22 protein-coding genes are annotated in these 18,820 nt (G+C 44.5%); 11 read left to right on the top strand and 11 right to left on the bottom strand.

Features of this window, described 5'->3' with window-relative positions:
- Positions 1-21: 21 nt before the first annotated feature.
- Both QWY82_RS01050 and QWY82_RS01045 read right to left on the bottom strand, forming a co-directional pair.
- On the bottom strand, positions 22-414 hold the full coding sequence (locus QWY82_RS01050) for a hypothetical protein (protein WP_290259262.1): 393 nt from the start codon (positions 412-414) through the stop codon (positions 22-24).
- A 60-nt stretch (positions 415-474) separates the two neighbouring features.
- Positions 475-1,386: a permease gene (locus QWY82_RS01045; protein WP_290259261.1), complete on the bottom strand. Its 912-nt coding sequence runs from the start codon at positions 1,384-1,386 to the stop codon at positions 475-477.
- Positions 1,387-1,506: 120 nt separating this feature from the next.
- Here QWY82_RS01045 and QWY82_RS01040 point away from each other — a divergent pair, with 120 nt between their 5' ends.
- Both QWY82_RS01040 and QWY82_RS01035 read left to right on the top strand, forming a co-directional pair.
- Positions 1,507-1,800 (top strand): ArsR/SmtB family transcription factor, encoded by a 294-nt coding sequence (locus QWY82_RS01040; RefSeq protein WP_290259260.1) that lies wholly within the window; start codon positions 1,507-1,509, stop codon positions 1,798-1,800.
- Between the two features lie 787 nt (positions 1,801-2,587).
- Positions 2,588-3,292, top strand: coding sequence for a phosphatase domain-containing putative toxin (locus tag QWY82_RS01035; RefSeq protein WP_290259259.1), 705 nt, complete (start codon positions 2,588-2,590; stop codon positions 3,290-3,292).
- Between the two features lie 91 nt (positions 3,293-3,383).
- On the opposite strand, the gene QWY82_RS01030 is transcribed toward QWY82_RS01035, so the two are convergent.
- The 4 genes from QWY82_RS01030 to QWY82_RS01015 form a co-directional block, all read right to left on the bottom strand.
- The gene (locus tag QWY82_RS01030) at positions 3,384-3,863 is read right to left on the bottom strand and encodes a P-loop NTPase family protein (RefSeq protein ID WP_290259258.1); all 480 of its coding nucleotides are present in this window, start codon (positions 3,861-3,863) and stop codon (positions 3,384-3,386) included.
- Between the two features lie 4 nt (positions 3,864-3,867).
- On the bottom strand, positions 3,868-4,638 hold the full coding sequence (locus QWY82_RS01025) for a DUF2310 family Zn-ribbon-containing protein (protein WP_290259256.1): 771 nt from the start codon (positions 4,636-4,638) through the stop codon (positions 3,868-3,870).
- A gap of 587 nt (positions 4,639-5,225) precedes the next feature.
- Positions 5,226-5,663 (bottom strand): nucleoside deaminase, encoded by a 438-nt coding sequence (locus QWY82_RS01020; protein ID WP_290259255.1) that lies wholly within the window; start codon positions 5,661-5,663, stop codon positions 5,226-5,228.
- A 27-nt stretch (positions 5,664-5,690) separates the two neighbouring features.
- Positions 5,691-6,305: a hypothetical protein gene (locus QWY82_RS01015; RefSeq protein WP_290259254.1), complete on the bottom strand. Its 615-nt coding sequence runs from the start codon at positions 6,303-6,305 to the stop codon at positions 5,691-5,693.
- 550 nt (positions 6,306-6,855) lie between these two features.
- On the opposite strand from QWY82_RS01015, the gene QWY82_RS01010 reads away from it, so the two are divergent.
- Positions 6,856-8,343, top strand: a complete 1,488-nt coding sequence (locus QWY82_RS01010) for an alkaline phosphatase family protein (protein WP_290259253.1) — start codon at positions 6,856-6,858, stop codon at positions 8,341-8,343.
- Between the two features lie 97 nt (positions 8,344-8,440).
- On the top strand, positions 8,441-8,968 hold the full coding sequence (locus tag QWY82_RS01005) for a hypothetical protein (RefSeq protein ID WP_290259252.1): 528 nt from the start codon (positions 8,441-8,443) through the stop codon (positions 8,966-8,968).
- A 328-nt stretch (positions 8,969-9,296) separates the two neighbouring features.
- Here QWY82_RS01005 and QWY82_RS01000 read toward each other — a convergent pair whose 3' ends face one another.
- A complete protein-coding gene (locus tag QWY82_RS01000; protein WP_290259251.1) occupies positions 9,297-9,800 on the bottom strand; it encodes a hypothetical protein in 504 nt (167 codons plus the stop codon).
- A 322-nt stretch (positions 9,801-10,122) separates the two neighbouring features.
- On the opposite strand from QWY82_RS01000, the gene QWY82_RS00995 reads away from it, so the two are divergent.
- From QWY82_RS00995 to QWY82_RS00980, 4 genes are all read left to right on the top strand, one after another.
- The gene (locus QWY82_RS00995; protein WP_290259250.1) at positions 10,123-10,803 is read left to right on the top strand and encodes a hypothetical protein; all 681 of its coding nucleotides are present in this window, start codon (positions 10,123-10,125) and stop codon (positions 10,801-10,803) included.
- A gap of 283 nt (positions 10,804-11,086) precedes the next feature.
- Positions 11,087-11,818 (top strand): hypothetical protein, encoded by a 732-nt coding sequence (locus QWY82_RS00990; protein ID WP_290259249.1) that lies wholly within the window; start codon positions 11,087-11,089, stop codon positions 11,816-11,818.
- Between the two features lie 422 nt (positions 11,819-12,240).
- Positions 12,241-12,747, top strand: a complete 507-nt coding sequence (locus QWY82_RS00985; protein ID WP_290259248.1) for a hypothetical protein — start codon at positions 12,241-12,243, stop codon at positions 12,745-12,747.
- Positions 12,747-13,682, top strand: a complete 936-nt coding sequence (locus tag QWY82_RS00980; protein WP_290259247.1) for a histone deacetylase family protein — start codon at positions 12,747-12,749, stop codon at positions 13,680-13,682. The genes QWY82_RS00985 and QWY82_RS00980 overlap by 1 nt, the downstream gene beginning before the upstream one ends.
- Before the next feature lie 52 nt (positions 13,683-13,734).
- On the opposite strand, the gene QWY82_RS00975 is transcribed toward QWY82_RS00980, so the two are convergent.
- Positions 13,735-14,379, bottom strand: coding sequence for a hypothetical protein (locus QWY82_RS00975; protein ID WP_290259246.1), 645 nt, complete (start codon positions 14,377-14,379; stop codon positions 13,735-13,737).
- Positions 14,380-14,567: 188 nt separating this feature from the next.
- On the opposite strand from QWY82_RS00975, the gene QWY82_RS00970 reads away from it, so the two are divergent.
- From QWY82_RS00970 to QWY82_RS00960, 3 genes are read left to right on the top strand one after another with little or no spacing between them, the layout of a single operon-like run.
- Positions 14,568-15,134 carry a hypothetical protein gene (locus QWY82_RS00970; protein ID WP_290259245.1) on the top strand — a complete coding sequence of 189 codons (567 nt, stop codon included), beginning with the start codon at positions 14,568-14,570 and terminating at the stop codon, positions 15,132-15,134.
- Positions 15,135-15,139: 5 nt separating this feature from the next.
- The gene (locus QWY82_RS00965; protein ID WP_290259244.1) at positions 15,140-15,322 is read left to right on the top strand and encodes a hypothetical protein; all 183 of its coding nucleotides are present in this window, start codon (positions 15,140-15,142) and stop codon (positions 15,320-15,322) included.
- Complete coding sequence (locus QWY82_RS00960) at positions 15,309-15,461, top strand: hypothetical protein (RefSeq protein WP_290259243.1); 153 nt, start codon at positions 15,309-15,311, stop codon at positions 15,459-15,461. The genes QWY82_RS00965 and QWY82_RS00960 overlap by 14 nt, the downstream gene beginning before the upstream one ends.
- 348 nt (positions 15,462-15,809) lie before the next feature.
- Here QWY82_RS00960 and QWY82_RS00955 read toward each other — a convergent pair whose 3' ends face one another.
- From QWY82_RS00955 to QWY82_RS00945, 3 genes are all read right to left on the bottom strand, one after another.
- Positions 15,810-16,472: an HNH endonuclease gene (locus QWY82_RS00955; RefSeq protein ID WP_290259242.1), complete on the bottom strand. Its 663-nt coding sequence runs from the start codon at positions 16,470-16,472 to the stop codon at positions 15,810-15,812.
- Complete coding sequence (locus tag QWY82_RS00950; protein ID WP_290259241.1) at positions 16,473-17,708, bottom strand: AAA family ATPase; 1,236 nt, start codon at positions 17,706-17,708, stop codon at positions 16,473-16,475.
- Between the two features lie 148 nt (positions 17,709-17,856).
- Positions 17,857-18,540, bottom strand: a complete 684-nt coding sequence (locus tag QWY82_RS00945; protein WP_290259240.1) for a cyclodeaminase/cyclohydrolase family protein — start codon at positions 18,538-18,540, stop codon at positions 17,857-17,859.
- Between the last annotated feature and the right edge of the window lie 280 nt (positions 18,541-18,820).

Below are 18,820 nucleotides of genomic sequence, written 5' to 3'. Positions count from 1 at the left end.
ACGATTTACGCTTTTTCACTGCTATAGGCTTGGCGTGCTGCTCCACAACATAGCTTGCATAGCAAAGGCTAATAAAATGTTAAAAACAACGGCTTGGCCGAAGGGCACAAGAAAGTATAACCAGAAGCCAAAGTTGTCGATGCTTATCATTATTCCATAGGTAAGCACACCGCCAGCCCCAACCAATATTGGCGAGAGATAGGAAAATAGGTTGGCCCACGAACCTTGAAGGTCTACTGCCATGCGTTTAAACCAAGGCGTGTAAAGTAGGATGGGGGCGTTCGATAAAATCATACCGAGAAACCATTCCAAAACACCTAATTGCCAGTGGTTGTTATTAGCCAAAATAAGGAATATAGCAATGTTACCGGCAATGGTCAGAAATTTAACAAGCTCAAAATAATGTTTAAACATGGGCTAGCCTCGATGATCGGTGTTGGCAATTAGATGTTGTTCGTGCATGCGCGGCAGAGGTTAAAAAAGCGCTGAATATAAATAACCTGCGCCAATGGCCATGGATAAAACCACACCGAGAAAGGCCACAATCATCTGATGCTTAAACAGGGACTTCAGTAAAATAACTTCCGTTAAACTGGCGCCAGCACTGCCAATGATCAGTGCCATTATTGCGCCTAACCCCATGCCTTTACTTGCCAAGGCGGCGCTTAGTGGAATGAGCGCCTCTGCCCGAATATACAGTGGAATACCAATCACTGCAGATACCGGAATGGCCAAAGGGTTACTATCGCTGGCCAGCCGTGCCACCAGTTCCGTGGGCATGTAGCCATAAATCACAGAACCAATAGCGATACCGATAAATAGGTAGGGCAGCACTTTTTTAAAATCGAGCCAGGTAACTAGCCATATTTTTTTCCACTTATTTATGACTGGCGCTTCACCACAGCATGAATCTTTTTTGCCGCACGAACTCGGTTCGATATAAGCCTCTGGCCTGATGTAGCGTGCAAATCCAAAGCTATCGAGTAAATAGCCCGCAATTACCGCCACGGTCATGGATACCGCGAAATAGAAAAGTGCGATCTCTAAACCAAAGGTAAACACCAGTAACCCGATAATAGTGGGATTTAATAGCGGGCTGGCAAATAAAAATACCATCATGCTGCCGAAGTTGGCCCTGGCGCGTAGCAATCCTTTTAGGAAGGGAATGGTTGAGCAGGAACAAAAGGGTGTAATGGCGCCTAAAAAACCCGCCACAAAGTAACCTTTACCCTTGTTGCCGCTGAGTATGCTCTGAATTTTCGCAGCCGGTATATAGGCTTGAAGCACGCCTACCAAGTAGCTAATCAGCAGGAATAGAGCGGTGAGTTCAACGGCTATGAACATGAACATGGTTAAGGTTTCGGTGAGCATTGGGTGAGGTTGCATGATAACAATCCATATTTCTAGAATGTTCGAAATATAATGGCGCTGCGATGGCCTAGTCAAGTTATTTCTAGTAATATCGAAATAATATTGGAAGGTATATACGTATGAGGAGTGGCCCTGATGAAAGTTGATGACATTGCCAAGGTGTTAAAAGAGCTTGGCCACACGACGCGCTTGGCGATTTACAAGCGTGTTGTTAAAGCGGGGCACCAGGGCATCGCGGTTGGCGGCTTACAAGAAAAGTTGGCAATCCCCAGCTCCACTTTGTCGCACCATATCTCCAGCTTGGTATCAGCAGGCCTTATTTCTCAACGACGCGAAAGTCGCACACTCTATTGTGTTGCAGAATATGAAACACTCAACGCGGTCATTGGTTTCTTGCAGGACGAGTGTTGTATTGATGAGAGTACTTAATGGGGTATTCGGCGAGGAGGTTTGTTGTGAAATGTGTTAAGTGCGCAGCAGCGTTTAACGTAAGTAGGAAGGAGGCTTTTCCCTTGTGGGATAGGCCCACCGTTATCTGCCCAAATTGCAAAATAGAGTACACGCACAATTATTGGGCGCCTATGTTAGCAGGGTTGATAGCCGGTTTAGCAACTGCTGAGTTAACGCTCTCCGGTACTGAATACGTGCATTACTTTTCATTTCCCGTGGTGTTTTCATTAGTCTGGCTAATTATTGCGTTGCGCTGGCCGCTGCAGATAAGGCGCACGTACACCTCGTAAATTAACGCTACCTAGACCAAGGCATTTGATAGTGAATGGAACTAAGAGCTAGTGAAAGTCGAGCGCTGCTTTCGGTTGGGAAGTCGCATTAGATCTACTGCACGTTGCTAGCCGTTGGCGCAAAATTCTAATTAGCCTTCCAATTAGAAATGAGGGGTGTGCTGGATAAAAGTTTGACGCAAGATTCGTTTTGTCGCGAGGAGTTGGCATGTTATGAGGTGACTGACGTCGTGTCGAGCAAGTCTTCGAAAGCTCCGGCGTTTTTGGCTCAAAGTTAGCTAAGGCCAAGATTTCCGTTGCTGTACCCCTCTAACTCACCAAATGGCTAAAAAATGACCAATGGATGCATGCGCAGTTTAAGATTTGTTTAACCTGTCTTTTATCCGATTATCACTGCAACTTTTCTTGCCAATGCTTCGTATTCCAAGGTAAGGCTGCTGAATGTAGTCAAAGCCCTTTATTTTGGAGTCGCAAACATGACCATACACGGCTTGAACACCTATCAAAGTCATCTCACTACGGACCGTGGATTTCGTAACTTTCAGTGGGTTCTGCCTGGCGTTTTGGCGCGCTCAGCGCAGCCTAATTATTCCGGGAAAGATGAGTCTCATGATATTAGTTTTTTACAGGCTGATTTTTTAAAGAAGAAAGGCATTAGCTGTGTCATCAGCTCGAATCAATACGAGCTACCGGATCACTCCAAAACCCTGTTGGCAACCTATGGCATTGCCTACTACCATTTTCGCATTGAGGATTATCACGCCGCCTCACCCCAGCAACTTAAGACGGCGGCGGATATTATCGAGGCAAATAGAAGAAGAGGTGCAACGCTCGTGCACTGTGGATTCGGGGAGGGTCGAACCGGCACTATTGTTGCCGCTTGGGCAATGATGAAACACATGCCAACCCAAGCCGGGGTGAATATTAATACTATGTGTACCCCGTCCAGCTTAAAGGACAATTTTGGCGTTGAAACTCCACATCAAACAGCCAATATTCGAGCTGCAGCAAACTTACCGGCTACGCCTTACCCTCCAGGGTTAGGTTTTCAGGCGGTTGCCTCCGCTTCTGGTGGTTCGGCCCAAAGTTTCAGCGGGCCGGGGGGGATAGGTATGCCAAATGCCGCGTCCGTTCCGTCGATTAATTTCAGTTCGATAAAAACAGACGATATTGAATGGTGATACTGTCTAATTAGCGCGGGTAAGAGTCATTAAGCCATAATATTTTTTCATTTTTTATTGGCGAATGAGCAAGGCGCTACTGAGCGCTATCTTAGCCGTTCGACCTGCGCTGCTCTTTTTCACCAGTGAAGGCTTCGTACAGGTTTAGGTGAGCTTGCCGTGAAAAGGTGTCGGTTCTTGTTGGGTATTGGGAAATCCAGTCAATAAGCATGGCCAAGTTAGCATCTTGCGCGGCTTTGCTTTCATATTTGTGTGGTTCCCACGGGCGATTTCTGGCGTTGGCAATGCAGTCTGCAACGGGTAAATCTAAGAAAATAATTTTCTCGGCACTGCCTTGCGCCAAGGCCAGCAAATCGGCATAACAACCTTCAATCACCCAGTGACCATTGGCTTCGATAAAACTACCAATTTTAGCTTTCGATTCGGAAATCGGCGTTCGCGTTGGCGGCACAGTTGCTTGCCAAGCGACTGTGTCTAAGTCTAGATGTGCAGCATTCTGCTCGGCGCTTATCTTTTTAGCTAGAGTGGATTTGCCCGAGCCTGAATTGCCAAAGACGAGGGTGTTAACCATGGTTTTACCTCACCCTCCATGCAATATTTGAAACTAATTTACATTTGTCACAGACAAAATCGAATGTATCGTGCAAAGGTTGCTGTCGGCGCCATGCGCCTTCACATTTAGGGCACTTTCGAGAAACTTCGTTTTCGTAGCTTTTAGCCACCCATCGATATAAATAGTAATAAGTAGGCGTATCCGTTTTACCGCTAATAGAATCGCAGACATCGAGCCCCATGCGGCTTAAAGGCGAGTTGAAATTACTCATCTGGCTGTTGGCAAAACGTTCACCCACGCGACATCCCATTTGCAGGTCGTCGCAAGATTGATAGTCTGCTTGCCAGTTGATGATATCTTGATAATTGTCTTCGTCAGCTTTTTGGAGCCTATACAATGGAATTGATTTGAAGCACCCGCCACACCGCAAGGGTGATTCCAGCGCTAAGTGGGTAGTGTATAAGATGTAAAACTCAGGTTTAACACAGGAGCAAACGCCTACACATTGAGGTTCAGTTCCTACAGGCGAAATTTCCGGTGTAGATAGACCTGCGTCTAATAGTGCTTCGGTGTATTTTCTAACGTGCGAGTTCAGATTGAGGTTCGAAAGCGAATCAGCTTCGGGTGTATTCACATAGAGCCGATAACCAGATTCAGTTCTAGCCGTAGGGAACTGGTCGCCCAGAACCTGGCCGTTCATACGCCAGGCGCCCAGCAAGGAATAGATAGCATCCATTTGTAGTTCCACGTCTGCGTGGTGGATTATCTTAAAGTTTAGTGAAGTTGTGTGCATGACCGAGATCGACCTAAAGCGTATCCACAGTAGAAAAGTAGAGATAGCGATATTATAAAAGAAATTTGAATTAGGTGACCATGTGCTGGTGCCGAGTGCATTGCACCTAATGCCAATAGCCAAAATAGTGTGAAAAATATGACGAAAGCGATTAGCGACCTAATAAATGAATGACCTTCACGCCACGGGCTTAAAAGTAATATGGCTACCATGCCTGCTACTGCAAAGGTTGCTGGGTAGTGCCAGTGGTAAATTTCAAGCGGTGGTGAAACTTGCAGTCGTGTCGAATATGGGTTGGGTTCTTTAGCGGCCCAGGCTAGAAAAATTACCAGTACTAAGTAAATAGACGTTAATACTTTTGAGGATGTGTTCATACGTTAGATGCGACATTCCATGTAATTGATGAGATTAGTAGGTGCCATAGATTTTCCATCTGTTATTAATGACCTCCGCAGCCGAGTTGCTCTTTGCGGATGTCTGCATCTGACATCTAAACCCGAAGCGAGAATAACTTGGTGCCATCTGAGTTAGTCCCTCTGAGCGAATTAAGATTTACCTGTCATTTTCTGTCTTAGTTCCGGCTGCCTCTATTCACCAATGTCTTCATTCCATAGTGTTGGATTATTCTCGATAAACTTGCGCATCAATTCAATGCATTCACCATCATTTATCACAATCGTTTCCACCCCTCTGGCGCGCAGATGGTCTTCTGGTCCCTGAAAGTTTACATTTTCACCAATAACAATTTTCGGGATTTTATATAGAAGAGAGGCGCCGCTGCACATGTCGCAGGGTGAAAGTGTTGAGTAGAGTGTGCATTTTTTGTATTCTTCGGCTGTCAGTCTTCCTGCACGTTCAAGGCAATCCATTTCAGCATGTAAAATGGCGCTGCCATTTTGAATTCTTCTGTTATGCCCGCGCGCTATTATTTTGCCATCTAAAACCAAGACAGACCCGATTGGAATGCCTCCTTCGGATAGCCCTTTATAGGCCTCTTCCAGCGCCGCTTTCAAGTATTTATCCATAGTCGACTCCATGATTAAGGGGGGTACCTACCAACCGAGTATAGATTGTATCTTGGGCGATTTTTTCTCCTTCAGTAATCTTTCAATGAGAAATTTTCTGTCGCTATCATCAGATGGTTTAAGGTCTAGCTTTAATGCCTTTGCCACCGATTCGAATTTCACCATTCTCGCCTCTCGCGCTTTTGCTTCCGATAAGTCTAGAAAATAGCCTCGCTCGATAACCCAATCAGCTGCTGATTCGAATTTTCTCAGGAAAATACAACCAAAGCCTTCATCCTTAATCATTTCTCCAACTTTGTGCGTTTCATATACGTAAGAAATTCGATTGCTTCTATCGTCGATGTGCAATGCGACGGACCACCACTTGTAATACGTATGGCCGCTATTGTCATAACTGTAACCCTCAAAATGAAGAATGCCTCCTTTGCCTACAGTGAACTGACAGATTGAAAATGGCCTATCTTCCAGCAGGTTATTGGACTCTACCCATGTGCCTAGTAGCGAGCGATAGTCTCTCCACGCATTATACTTTGACCAATATTTATAGATGTATGTGGCGAACAAGCTGGAAACTAGGCCAATAATAAATCCCGCTAGATGAGATGACATTAAGCTATTGATGGTGTCAGCTATGCTGCTCATATTATTTCCCTATAATCGTGAGAATAAAAAGATAGAGGTTTTCACTCAATGAATATGGTGTCAAGAGCGTGTATATTTAGCACAGTTTTTGCGCGCGTGCTTGGAGTCATATTTGCTTTCTGTCTATCATTTGCCATTTCGTCCTGCGTCGTCCAGATAAGATGACTGGGTGTTTAGGTCTCGGCCTAGGAGTAGAGCCCATTTTATAGTATTGATAAGGTCGCCTTATCGAACAACCGGCTGGCCTAGTGCCTGGCTGGTTCTGTTGTGTGTGGGCATCATGCAGTGAAAACCCTAATGCTTGTTCGGCAAAGCAGCTAAACAAGTATCTTATTCGCAACCCGTTACAATTTTGCAACGAGGGAGCTGGTTGTAGGGAAAGCGTGTGAGATAAGACTTAATGACGATTGACGCGCCATAAGTTTCATCTGAACTCATTAAGTCGCCGTGATAATTACAATCAAGACGATAGGGTTTGCATTTTTCTAGACCAAACGCTATTAGTTAACGCCCTAGATCGTTCACGTCAACCATACAAGGATAGGTAGACATGACAGAGCCCACGCCTCCTCACCCCGAAGAAACCCGCATCCTGCCCAACATCGATCACATCGTCTACGTGATGTTTGAAAACCGATCGCTCGACAATTTACTGGGCTGGTTATACGACAAGCCCCCAAAAAATATGATTCCACCTATTCCTCACGGACCGCAATACGACGGTTTAAGAGAGAATACCTATAAGCTGCCACTTAAGCCGCACTACTGGAGTCCAGTTACTTACTACCCCATAAAAAGGGGCGTGGGGAAAAATGGTTTTACCGTGCCGAATCTAGATCCGAACGAAGCTTACCCAAATGTTATGAATCAGCTATTCGGCGATGCAGAGCACACCGTAAAAGTGCCGCCTCAAGCGGCCAAGCCCGCTCTTATGCAGGGTTTCCTGCAAGATTTTGATGCCGACGACGACACCTGGAGTGAAACATTACAGATAACTGAAACCTACACGCCATCAGAACTTCCGGTGCTAAATGGCCTTGCAAAACAGTACGCCGTTTGTGATCGCTGGTACAGCTCAATGCCAACTCAAACTAATCCGAACCGCGCATTCGCGCTCTGTGGCACGTCGCTTGGGCGGCTAGAAAACAAAAACATTATGGCACTTGAGCAATTTAAAACCCCCACGATATGGAATGCACTGGCGACCAAAAAGACCGAGATGGGTATCTACTTCCACGAAACGTGGCACGACAATCAATGCTTCACCCAATACACTTTTCCAAGTATGAATACGGTGGATAAATCACTTTTAAACATACGCAAAATAGATGCGCCCGATCTGGGGTTTTACGCGCGCGCTCAAGCCGGAAATCTACCGGCCTTTTCCTACATTGAGCCCAAGTGGGGCTACGGGGCTGGCCCTCACACGATGCGACAAGGTAACGATTACCACCCGCCCACCGATGTAAGGTATGGCGAAAAACTGTTACATAATATCTATACCGCGTTGAAATCTAACCCCAATGCTTGGGAGAGAACGCTATTGATTGTCACCTTCGATGAGCACGGTGGCACCTATGATCACCATGCGCCAGCGTGGGGTGCAGTTAATCCGGGCGACGAGCAAAGCCGCAACTCATCATTCAAATTTAACCTCTACGGCGTAAGGGTACCCACGCTGCTAATTTCGCCGCAGGTACCGGAAGGGACTGTTTTTCGCGAACCGCTGGATTCGAACTATCCTTTCGATCACACCTCAATCTTAGCGACCCTACTAAAATGGCAAGGCATTGACCCAGCCAAGGCAAATTTATTTGATCGCGTCGCCACTGCCCCTACGTTCGAAGCAGTTGTTAGTACCCGTGTAATCAACAAAGGGGCGAACATTCCCGACCCCGGCGACAACTTTGACATCAATGCCTGCGCTGATCTCTTTGAAGGTATACCCAGCAGTATCGTTCGCTATATTTCTTCAATCGCAAAGACAAGGCAAGGGGTTGTACGGTTGATCGAAGACTATAAGGCTCATCAAGCTTAGCGGGAAATCTGGAGATTGGGGTGAGTGAATTTCGGTTGTTATAGCGATGATCGATCCGCCCCCAATGAAGCGGGCATAACTAAAAGAGGAAAACCTAATGCCATGGACTAGTGTGTCACTATTCGTAGAAGTTAGCGCAAGAGGCTATATTCGCTACAAGCATCAAATACCAGCCAGCTGCATTGAGTCGGCGGAATATATCATTCAATCCATCCATGGTGGGGTGTGCCCTGAGTGGAAGCCCGGTCAAACCAGGGCGCCGAATGTTTATGCCACCTTTGGTAACGGAAAGACATTCAATGTGTCGCTCACTGAAAATTTTCATAAGCAAGCAAGTGGCGTTACCGACTACGATTTTAAGGGTAGCTTGCCTGGGATAGGCCAAGGCATTATATGCCTCAATACCAGCTCAGCGGACCTACCCTACAATATGCATTTGGGCGCCGTTCTCGCTGTTGATAGCGCTGGGAGAATACTGGTGAGCAATATGATGGAGAAAGTGGGTGTTCCCGTTGTTAAAAAAACCATTGAATCCATCGAGGTCAGTTCGGTTGAAGCATTTTTTACCGACAACTTTGGCGCATTAGCTAGGGGGAGTTATGCGCTTGGTTTACTGAGTACCTAGCAATTAAGCGTTGGTTGAAATGGAGCTTGCTATTCATTCATTGTAGTGTCAACGCATGAGGTCGAAGCTGATCCCGCTCCTATTTGACTGTCTATAGGTTTGTGGCTACCCGTGAAATAAAAGCAGCGAAAGCGGAGTCAAATAAGAATTACTGTCGATCGACGTGCCTTAATTTTCAGCTGACCCCAATAAATGTGTAATCTCTGTGGCTTAGCAGCTAAATTTAGTCGATTCGCCCGCTCCAAATTGGCGGTCAAACTTTCGGATGAAGACGGGGTCAGATAAGAATTAATGACAATAGGCGCGCCTTAGTTCTTATCTGACCCTCCTAACTTTTAGATTTGTCATCCATGGGCCAATTTGGCCCAGCCTGCTCGGGTGCGATAAACCCTCCTGTCCAGTAGTCCAGTAACGAAGTTCCCGGGAATGTGATTACCAACTGCTCGGTTTCATGACCACCTACAGTATCCCCCGTCATCGCTAAGGAGAAAGCCCTTTTGCCGCCAGTGACGGGAAGTAAAAAACTGTATAGACGATATTCGTAGCGAGCCATAATAGCTTGAACCTCGTCATCCTCCGTTGCTAGCAGGCAATGAGGGCAGGATGCAGTCGATATATAAGGGCTATCCTTCGACGACTCTAATGAATGTGTCATCAGGCTATCACTCATTTCGGCGGCGATACGCATCATGTCATCTGAGCGTAAAATCTCATAGAAACGTTGTGCTAAACGCGGGTTTTTGGGCGCCCAGTCTGTACTGCGATCAATATTTCCACAGCGAAATAGAAAGTCTGATTCGAAACGGTGTTGCTCACATCTGTATCTGGGCATGAAAGCATTCCTTGTCATATGCTCGGGCCATCAAGTATAGCCATGCGCAGTAAAAAAATGGAGATTTGGCGTCAAGGTTGGCATTAAAACTAAGATATTGGCGCTTGATATTTTAGTTGCTGTATAAAGTAAAATGAGGGTCAGATAAGAAGTAACGATGATTGACGTGCCTTTATTTTCATCCGGTCCCCATAAATTGGCTAAGCTCGTCGTGTTATTCTGTCTTTAAGCGAAAATACATTTGTAGTTAAATACTTCCAGTAGGCTTGCCATTAAGCTATTGGCAGAACACGTTCAATATTCAGTAAAAAAGGAACTGCCAGTGTCTATACAAAAATGGGGTGGGGTAGCCGCAATTGTAGAGGCTTTTACCTATATATTTGGATTTGTTTTGTTTTTTGGCGTTTTGGATTCAAGCGGATACGAAACACCCGAACACTATTTGGAGTTTGTACTGCTGAACAGGGATACGTTTTTCGTAGGCTATCTCATCATTGGCGTGCTATTTAGTTTTTCGTTGATTGTTTTGGTGCAGTCTACCTACCATCGCTTCTGGCGGGCGGCGCCAGAGCTTATGAAGTTTACGGCCGTTGTTGGCTATCTTTGGGTGTGTATTGTTCTTGCTAGTAGCCTGATTTTTCTTGCAAGCCTAGAAGCGTTAGCGAAATATCATGCGTTAAACCCTGAACAAGCTCTCGTGATTAACCGGAGTATTTATATCATCGTCGATGCCTTGGGTGGTGGTATCGAATTGGTTGGTGCTGTATGGGTATTGGCAATAAGTTATGTAGGCTTAAAAAGTAAAATATACAGCCCTCTGCTCCATTCCTGGGGTCTATTAGTTGGTACAGCAGGGGTTCTAACGCTGTTTTCTGGCCTTTCATTTCTATCATCCAATCCATTTTTTGAGGCTACAACCGCTATTTTTGGATTGGGTCAGATTCTTTGGTTTTTAATTTTTGGTATAGCTATGCTTAAAGAAATGCCGAAAACAGCAGCATAGATTTACCTTGTTCATTTCATTGGTGGATTGTTTATTCTATTTTTATGCAAGTTGTAAGTGCCATTCTGGTCAGATAAAAATTTATGATGAATGACGTGCCTTTTATTTTCATCTTACCCCAATAAATCTTGTTATCTATCATCAGTATTTGATATGCGCTATCGTCTTTAAAAAGAGCTCGAATTTACCCCGTTTGGAACGACGCTTTTAAATTAATCTACCCACATAAATTCCATATTTTTTATTGGGTTAAGCGGTAACAGGATCGGCTATGTTGAAAAAAATGCGTGATAAGTGGAGAGCTTTTGCTGAACAGGACCGGCTTGATCTCAGTGTGTTTAATGATGAAGTTGCGCTGCGCACTGGCTGGACGCCACTGGTGGCTGGGGGCAGTAATTTAGTCAGCCATAAATTGCGGCAGTTAGATTCTCATCGGGTTTGCTTTCAAGCCAGTATGGGCGCTCAGTTACTTCTTGGTGTTTTTCTATTGATTGGAGTCTGCGCCGTCTCCATCACCCTTTGGAACGGTGTGATGAAGCTGCAATTTTCAGTTGTGACGGTTATGTCGTTGTTGTTTGGAAGTGTCTTTTCTGCCGTGGGTTTTTTTGGTGTTCGAGCTCTGCGTAAGCCGCGAATTTTTGACCGAAAGTGCGGTTATTATTGGAAGGGCTGGGGCGACCCTAAGGCACCACTTGCGGCAATCACTGCGTCGCGAGAGCTTAACGCATGGCAAGATATTAAGCGATTGTGCGATATTCCCGGTCGGTTTGAGCGCTGCCGGCTAAGCGAGATTCATGCTATTCAACTGCTTTTTGAATTCTGTGCTGAAACAGACACTGACGGCCATGGTCACGGCGGCTATGAAAGCTATGAAATTAATTTGGTTCTGCAAAATGGTGATCGGCTCAATGTGGTTGATCACGGTGGCCAGCGTCGAGCACAAATGGATGTCGCACGACTTGGCGACTTTCTTCAGGTTCCTGTCTGGGACGTGACTGAGTACGTAGCGCGTTAATGGGCTCGACGAATCCAGAAGGACTAGCGGCCGATCACTCTATGCGCGGGTATAGGAAGGGATATCGAGGACAGTTTACCCATTCTTAATTTCGAGCCTAACGGTGGGATGGCGTGCGATGAGCGATGGTCTGCGTAGCTCGCTTAAGTTTGGCCCCTAACTACGTCAGCTGCGGAAGGTGAGTGGATTGGATATCGTAACCTCGGGCTTGGAAATAAATAATTTGTCTCCGAGTTGTTAGGTTGCGTAGCAGTGTTTCAGTTTTTACACGGACCAAGCCGTACTTTCGCATTGTTGTTTTTGTGTGCTGAATAAGCCGGTTCGCCCGTTCCAAATTTGCAGTCAAATTTTCAAATTACTTCTGACGAAATGCCAACTAAGGTTATGATCCGTTTTTCATATTAAATCTAAGGACAGTAAATATGGCGGTGACTCTATACGTGTGGAAAAACTCTCCATCAGAGGTGGGCCATGCTTCGCTTGATGTTGATGGTGTCTATATCAGTTTTTGGCCAAAAGGGGCTGCAAACGCTAAAAAGGACGTAAAAATAGGTGAGATGCACGATGCAGCCTATCCTTCTAGCTACGCGGTTGATCGCAAGATTGAGCGCAGAGAAGCCGATGTCAAAGTGATGCTGGACAATTTGGATGAAAAAGCTATTAAGGCTTTCTGGCAGGCGTTTAAGGATAAATCTGAGCAGTACAATATGCTCAAGTCAAACTGTTCTACGGTTACAGCTATGGCGCTAGAAGCTGGGTCTGGATTAGCGTCCAATCGCTCGCCCAGTATCAAAATTAGTGATTATGTCTCTAACACGGGGATGCAGTGGTTGCTTAAAGTTCGGTTTATGGGGAATTACATCCAAATGTGGACGCCAAATGACGTGTTGACGTATGCTCTGCAAATAAAAAGCCAATCGATTTTTTAATGCAAAGTACTTTTTTTTACAGTCCTGAATACGATTACAGCTTAGGGCTACTTAGCTGCTTGCACCCGTTCGAAGGGCGTAAGTACTCTATAGCCTTGCGTCTGCTTGAGCAGTCGGCTGGCCAGCGTGTATCGCCCCGTGCACCAGAGGGGCCTGTCAGTGTCGAGGCCTTGCTTAGGGTGCATGATCGCTCTTATTTGGAATCTCTGAGTAAGGCCGATCGTATTGCTAGCGTATTGGAGGTTTCGTTATTGCGCTGGGTGCCGGCGGGTGTGCTGCAACGCCGGTTAGTCGAACCTGCGAAATGGGCATGCGAAGGAACGTTGCAGGCCGTGCGTTGGGCTCTGGAACAGAAGGGGATGGCGCTTAACCTAGGTGGCGGCTTTCACCATGCTTTTGCTGATCGAGGTGAAGGCTTTTGTTTTTTCTCCGATGCGGCAATTGCCGTGGCAGATGCCATCGCCAAGAAGCTTTTATCTTGTGATGATGAAATCTGGCTGATCGATTTGGATGCACACCGAGGCAATGGGTTTGAGGATTGCCTGTCTCAACAGACGAAACTGTCCGTGTTCGATATGTATAACTTTCAGGTCTACCCGGGGCTTCATCAGAAAGATTTGCCGTTTATGCTTCCCTTAAAAAATTGCACTGATGATGCTGCCTATTTAGAAATTCTGAAAACAGAATTGCCGCGTTTTGTCGAACAGAGTCCTCGTCCTGCATTGGTCTTTTATAATGCCGGTACAGATGTTGTGTTAGGTGATGGCGTAGGCCGGCTGGGTCTAAGCCCTTCCGCAGTTATCGAGCGCGACCGGTTTGTTGTAGATGCTCTGCGTGCGCTTGGCGTGCCCACCGTAGTGCTGACAAGTGGCGGGTACAATAGCGAGTCCCCCAAGCTTATTGCACAGCTTGCTCAGTATGTGTTGCAGGATTAAATTCCATAGGGATTACTTTCTGACTCAAAATTTCGATTGCATAGCTCAAATGTTAATAGTCAATTAAGCTAATATTCTGTACGTCTAAATTCGTAAGAGCGGTAAAAATCAGTGGTATCATCTCGCCGCGTGAACCTTCATCAAAATAAATTACAAAATCGAGGGAATCGATATCCCTGCCAGCAATTCTTGCTTGTACACCTTTAGTTATGTCATTTAGGTCAGTTGTACTTAGTGGCGCTCCTGCAATGAGTATATCTCCTGCATGTGAAACTGATATTACGATGACATTTTCGGCGTTAGGGTCTACTCGCCTTTGGTTCAAGCCGTTTAGTGAGATAGAAATTAACTTTTGGGAGGGCATGTAAAAGTGATCAAAATCATCACAATCCCATGGTTTACCGGTTGCTCGTTCAATTTTTTCTCGAACGCTGGCATAGAAGGATGCAAAACTACTAATGTCCGTTGTTGCCATTAAGTCCTTGAATTCAGCGTTGGAGATTTCGTTTTGCTGCTTGGTTGCAATCAGGTTGTAAATTTCGTAAGTATCATCGGAATCCCCCCAGGTTTTCGAGTCATAAAATGCACAATACTGTGCTGACGCTGCGATCAACTCTTCTTTGTCGGAAGCGCAGGCTGTACTAGCGGCGACCAAACTCACTAAACAAAGTGATTTAAATAGTTTTACGTTATTCATATTATCTATTGGGCGCTGCCCCTAATGGACAAAAAAATTTAGTGGGTAGTAAGAAGTTAGAGATATTTCCTTAATAACCTCTCTGAATCAAGTGGTCGTTTTTTCAATTAGTAAACCGCCGTACCAGTTAGTGGCTAGTATTCATTGTCCTCAGCTAATATTCCTTAATTTCCATAAAGGGGTGTGTTATGCAATCAGCAAGAGATATGGATTTCTCCGAGCTAGAGTTCCGCGAGATTACAAAGTTCTACAAGAGCCTTAGAGGTCTACTTTATACTGACTTGGCGGCCAATTTTCCTGGTTTACAGTTTGGAAGTATATCGGAGCAGGACGCCGTTACAGCCGATAAGTGGGATAGCATTGACCCCAACAAAGGCAGAGACTTAATAAATTGGCGCTCCGCTTACAAGTATTACAGTGCCAAAAGTCGCTTCAAACGGTTCGATTTGAGAATTAAAGACGGCAGCAATCTCATCGGTCTTAGCTACGGCATGCCCAGTCAAGTCAAAACTCAACTTAAAATTGACCTTATCGAAGGTACCCCCATAAGCCTGCACAAAGGTAAAACGAAAGCGCTGGAGGTCGTAACCTATGCGGCGCAGATGTACGGTATACTACTTGGCGCTAATGAAATTCGAATCATGCGCCCTATCAATAAGGCCGTTATAGATCTCTATGACCAGTACGGGTTTTCTTATGTTGAGTCGCAGAGTAAACGCATGCCCAGTTACTGTTCAATGAAGCTTGAGGTATAAACAACATGAACCATGAGAAGAAGTTGGCAGAAGCAAAGGCTCGGCTTGAAAAGGCTAAACCCAAACTAAAGAAATGGCAGCAATCCATTAAGGACGTAGAAGATCCTGAACTTATTCTGAGCGGTCAGTTCGATGAACTTAAGGCTAAGCGGCTGGAAAAACATGGAGACTCTGATGATGAAGAGTAATGTGCCGAAAGACACCAAAGGGGTGCAGACTTTGGAAGAGGCAAAAGCCCTGTTGGCTAAAATAGATAGAGCAAAACTCCGACTAAACGCCCGCATGCTAGCGCTTAAGGTCGCTGCCAGTAAAGCGCCTGCTAAATAGTTTTCAATTCACTGGAAGATATCGAGTACTGGTCACACATTTTATAGTTCTATGATATGTGCGGCCTGACCTCGAAACTTCTGATGCCTCGTATGACCCCGACGTCAAAGTTTTTACATTAATCAAAAATATCTGAATTTTTATGTGTCGTGTAAAATGAATGACACTGACCCCATCGATCCTTGTTGGCTAGATCTAATTGCAAGCGTTCTAAAAAATTTAATTTTTGCTCTGATCTTCCCCTAAAACTTCTGATTGACGAGCCTAATTTCAATCTGACCCCAATAGATTCCCTCGATAGATTCTAAATTAACGACACTGACCCTATCGAATCCGACCCTATCGATCTTAAAAATTTATAGCGTCACTTAAGCGTTCTCTTAGTACTGTGTCACTCAGTACGTACCAACGCCAGAAAGCTGAAAACTCAAAATTATCTTGGATCATAACTTCGATTCTTTCTTGCGCATGTTGCTTTTCGTGAGGCGTTGTTCGCCTATTTACTATAGTGCGCCTATGGGTCAAAAGATCTATTAGATAGTCAAACAGCTTCTCTACAAGGACTTCCCTTGTTATACCTCTTATTGCTGTGTTGCTTTCGTTAAAGCACTTGTGTAGCAGCTCAACTGTATTGATGACTCTGAGGTCTTCTACATGGTCTGCGGCAGATATTTGAACTGGTGCATCTGGCATGGTAGGAGGTAGGCACTTAATGGTTCTGACTACATCTATTTCATCAGAGCAACAATCTAGAAGGTTCCTGTGGGTATTGCTCTTTACGCTGTTGCAGCGAGAGCATGCAAAGTAAAGATTATTCCATTCATACTTCAAACCGTCATCGCCTTCATGGGGTTCGAAGTGTTCTATTTCTGGTGCTGATAAATCTGCTTGTTCACACAAATAGCACTTGCCATGGAACATTTCGCGTAAGCGTTGGACGATTTCAGGGCTATTGTATTGGTTATTTGCCAAGCACTCGGGAGGCTCACCTGTTCTTACGACTTTGAACACTTATGACTCCTTATCTAGAAGGGCATTTTCGCCCATCAAGAAGAAGGATTTTGATTTGCTATCAAGTTTATCTTCATTAGGTTTCAATTTGTTTACCAAAATTTCTAGCCTTGAATAGTCGATATTATCTGAGTTAATGATCTCTGCAATTTCATTTATCGATTCTTCCAGTAATAAGGATGTTGGCTTAGCTCCGAGTAACCCCTGAATGATTGCTGAGTATGAGTACATCGAAATGTCCTCGTCAACCTGAGAGTTCCTTGTTAGGTCAAATATTACCGTGTCCTCAGCAGATGTAAGCACAAAAGGTGAGTGTGTTGTGACTAAAAATTGTACATTTGGAAATGACTTCGTGAAAAATGGAAAGATCAAGCGTTGCAAAGATACGTGCAGGTGAGCATCAATTTCATCGATAAAAACAACCCCTGTCAGATTTTCTGGGGTTATTTCGAAGTACTCGGTGCGCATTAATAAGTCAGCATATATTTCAAAAATAGCTTGATACCCTGAAGATAGTGACTGGAATGTATACTCTGGTTTTCCTTCTTGAGCTATGGTGAATTTCAGCGTGTTTGAATTGAAATTTAGCTTTGCTGTTTTATCTTCAAGCAAAATTTGTAGGTTTTTCTCAAAACCCATAAACCAGCTAGATATATTTTGTGCTAGGGACTCATTTTTGTCTTCAGTTATTGCTAAAGATCTCCTGTTTCTCAAGTTGACAAGGTGCTGCTCCAAGCTATTACCAAAACTTTGATTGTGCGTTTTGTTCGACGCTGCTTGTTGCTTTTCTGTGTCTATCCCCTTCGCAGTGTCAGCATGTGCAATTGAAGAGGTTCTCTTTGCTTCGAACATTTTAAGCACAGCTGTTCGTTCACCTAAGTTGGCAGAAAATTCTATACTATTGTTTATATCTAGTTTCAGACCAGACTCTATTTCATCGAGTTGATTTCGGTAGCTATCCAAGTTCTTCTGGGTTCGATCATATTGGCTAGAGCCTTTTGTTTCCGAAGCCAATAAATTCTTGAAGTTATTGTGATGAGTCCGAATCTGCTCTAAATCAGCCATTCTCTTTTGTACTATCAATAGTTCGGCCTTTCGATGAAGCTCCCGCAGAAGGCAGGTTTTTCCGGAGCCGTTGCCACCTGTGATGATTAAGTTTCGCCCCTTAAGCTCAATGTCTATTTTTTTGAGTGTGTTGGGAATTAGCCCACTAATTTTCTGAAAATGCTTCTCCACGCGAGTTCTCTTATGTGCTGGATGGTTAATATCTATAATTTGTTTATATTTAACTACGCAAGCTAATAATTTTTATTGGCTCAGACTTATTCTTCATAGTATATCCAGTTAAAACATTTTTTTGCGCCATAGCGATTTCCACAGATTTTTAGGTCTCAGGAAGTTCAAGCTGAATCGCCTCTAGAGCCTCTGAATTAAGCGACACAACACAACTAAATGCCTTTGTTTGCTTTACATTCAGTCTTTGGTATAGTTCATCACATTTTTTAATGTTTGAGGCGGCGTAATTTCTGCCCTTCAGGGTCTTAAGATTTAAATTGGCTATAAAAATTCCAGAGGTGACGCCAGCCATGGATGCGCTAATAGCTGCGCCTGAATCGCCTCGCACTGTCTTCCAGCCACTTTCAAACACTACAACCCCATGGTCAATCAAGGTCATGCAGAGCTCAATAATCTCAAATACATAATCTGTAGCGTTTTCAAGTAATCTATTAGCTTCACGAGATATGGCTGCCTTTTTAGTTGTCGAGGATTCTATAGTTCTCTCCCGCCATAATTCGACAACTCTTTCAAAGTCTGTAGCATCTTTTTCGAATAATTCTTTCAATTTCGGTTCAATATGTGTCTCGACTTGATCCAATATATATTGAAACGCTTTAATTTCACTTTCTTCTTTGGCATATTCAATACTTTTTTTACATACAGTAATTGTTAGCTTTGATGCAAGTAACCCCATAAGAGCTGCCGCACTTCCTGAGCCGGGAGAGGCATTGCCAGCACCAAAATCGTCTAGTAATTTATTTGTAGGTTTTTCAAGAAACTTCCCTGTCATTCAGATGCTCTCTTTTGATCGAACAATTTGACAATAGGCGATTCCAAATATAGGCATGCATTTATGAATCAACCACTTCAAAGCCCTGATTCTGCCACAACTACTTCCATTTGTGTCTATATAGATGCATTTGGTTAACCTCTGCCGCTGTCTCACTCAAACTCGCGGATTTTAGCAAGGGGCTCAAAAGGTAGTTTGCCCAGCCATTTCACTAACACTTTCCTTGGACGTCCTGTCCATCAAGTGTACCTACATCCTGTAGGCAAGCCACAAACAAGGA

The organism is Simiduia curdlanivorans (assembly GCF_030409605.1).
Taxonomy (GTDB): Bacteria; Pseudomonadota; Gammaproteobacteria; order Pseudomonadales; family Cellvibrionaceae; genus Simiduia; species Simiduia curdlanivorans.
The sequence above is the reverse complement of the archived record's forward strand: the minus strand, read 5'-3'. Positions and strand labels throughout refer to the sequence as shown.

Excerpts from the sequence above, each read along its gene's own strand:
- QWY82_RS00970 (WP_290259245.1), top strand. The coding sequence starts at position 14,568 with ATGCAATCAGCAAGAGATATGGATTTCTCCGAGCTAGAGTTCCGCGAG.
- QWY82_RS01005 (WP_290259252.1), top strand. The coding sequence starts at position 8,441 with ATGCCATGGACTAGTGTGTCACTATTCGTAGAAGTTAGCGCAAGAGGC.
- QWY82_RS01010 (WP_290259253.1), top strand. The coding sequence starts at position 6,856 with ATGACAGAGCCCACGCCTCCTCACCCCGAAGAAACCCGCATCCTGCCC.
- QWY82_RS00965 (WP_290259244.1), top strand. The coding sequence starts at position 15,140 with ATGAACCATGAGAAGAAGTTGGCAGAAGCAAAGGCTCGGCTTGAAAAG.
- QWY82_RS01015 (WP_290259254.1), bottom strand. The coding sequence starts at position 6,305 with ATGAGCAGCATAGCTGACACCATCAATAGCTTAATGTCATCTCATCTA.
- QWY82_RS01045 (WP_290259261.1), bottom strand. The coding sequence starts at position 1,386 with ATGCAACCTCACCCAATGCTCACCGAAACCTTAACCATGTTCATGTTC.
- QWY82_RS01040 (WP_290259260.1), top strand. The coding sequence starts at position 1,507 with ATGAAAGTTGATGACATTGCCAAGGTGTTAAAAGAGCTTGGCCACACG.
- QWY82_RS01000 (WP_290259251.1), bottom strand. The coding sequence starts at position 9,800 with ATGCCCAGATACAGATGTGAGCAACACCGTTTCGAATCAGACTTTCTA.
- QWY82_RS01025 (WP_290259256.1), bottom strand. The coding sequence starts at position 4,638 with ATGCACACAACTTCACTAAACTTTAAGATAATCCACCACGCAGACGTG.
- QWY82_RS01050 (WP_290259262.1), bottom strand. The coding sequence starts at position 414 with ATGTTTAAACATTATTTTGAGCTTGTTAAATTTCTGACCATTGCCGGT.
- QWY82_RS01020 (WP_290259255.1), bottom strand. The coding sequence starts at position 5,663 with ATGGATAAATACTTGAAAGCGGCGCTGGAAGAGGCCTATAAAGGGCTA.
- QWY82_RS01035 (WP_290259259.1), top strand. The coding sequence starts at position 2,588 with ATGACCATACACGGCTTGAACACCTATCAAAGTCATCTCACTACGGAC.
- QWY82_RS00980 (WP_290259247.1), top strand. The coding sequence starts at position 12,747 with ATGCAAAGTACTTTTTTTTACAGTCCTGAATACGATTACAGCTTAGGG.
- QWY82_RS00960 (WP_290259243.1), top strand. The coding sequence starts at position 15,309 with ATGATGAAGAGTAATGTGCCGAAAGACACCAAAGGGGTGCAGACTTTG.
- QWY82_RS00975 (WP_290259246.1), bottom strand. The coding sequence starts at position 14,379 with ATGAATAACGTAAAACTATTTAAATCACTTTGTTTAGTGAGTTTGGTC.
- QWY82_RS00990 (WP_290259249.1), top strand. The coding sequence starts at position 11,087 with ATGCGTGATAAGTGGAGAGCTTTTGCTGAACAGGACCGGCTTGATCTC.
- QWY82_RS00985 (WP_290259248.1), top strand. The coding sequence starts at position 12,241 with ATGGCGGTGACTCTATACGTGTGGAAAAACTCTCCATCAGAGGTGGGC.
- QWY82_RS01030 (WP_290259258.1), bottom strand. The coding sequence starts at position 3,863 with ATGGTTAACACCCTCGTCTTTGGCAATTCAGGCTCGGGCAAATCCACT.
- QWY82_RS00945 (WP_290259240.1), bottom strand. The coding sequence starts at position 18,540 with ATGACAGGGAAGTTTCTTGAAAAACCTACAAATAAATTACTAGACGAT.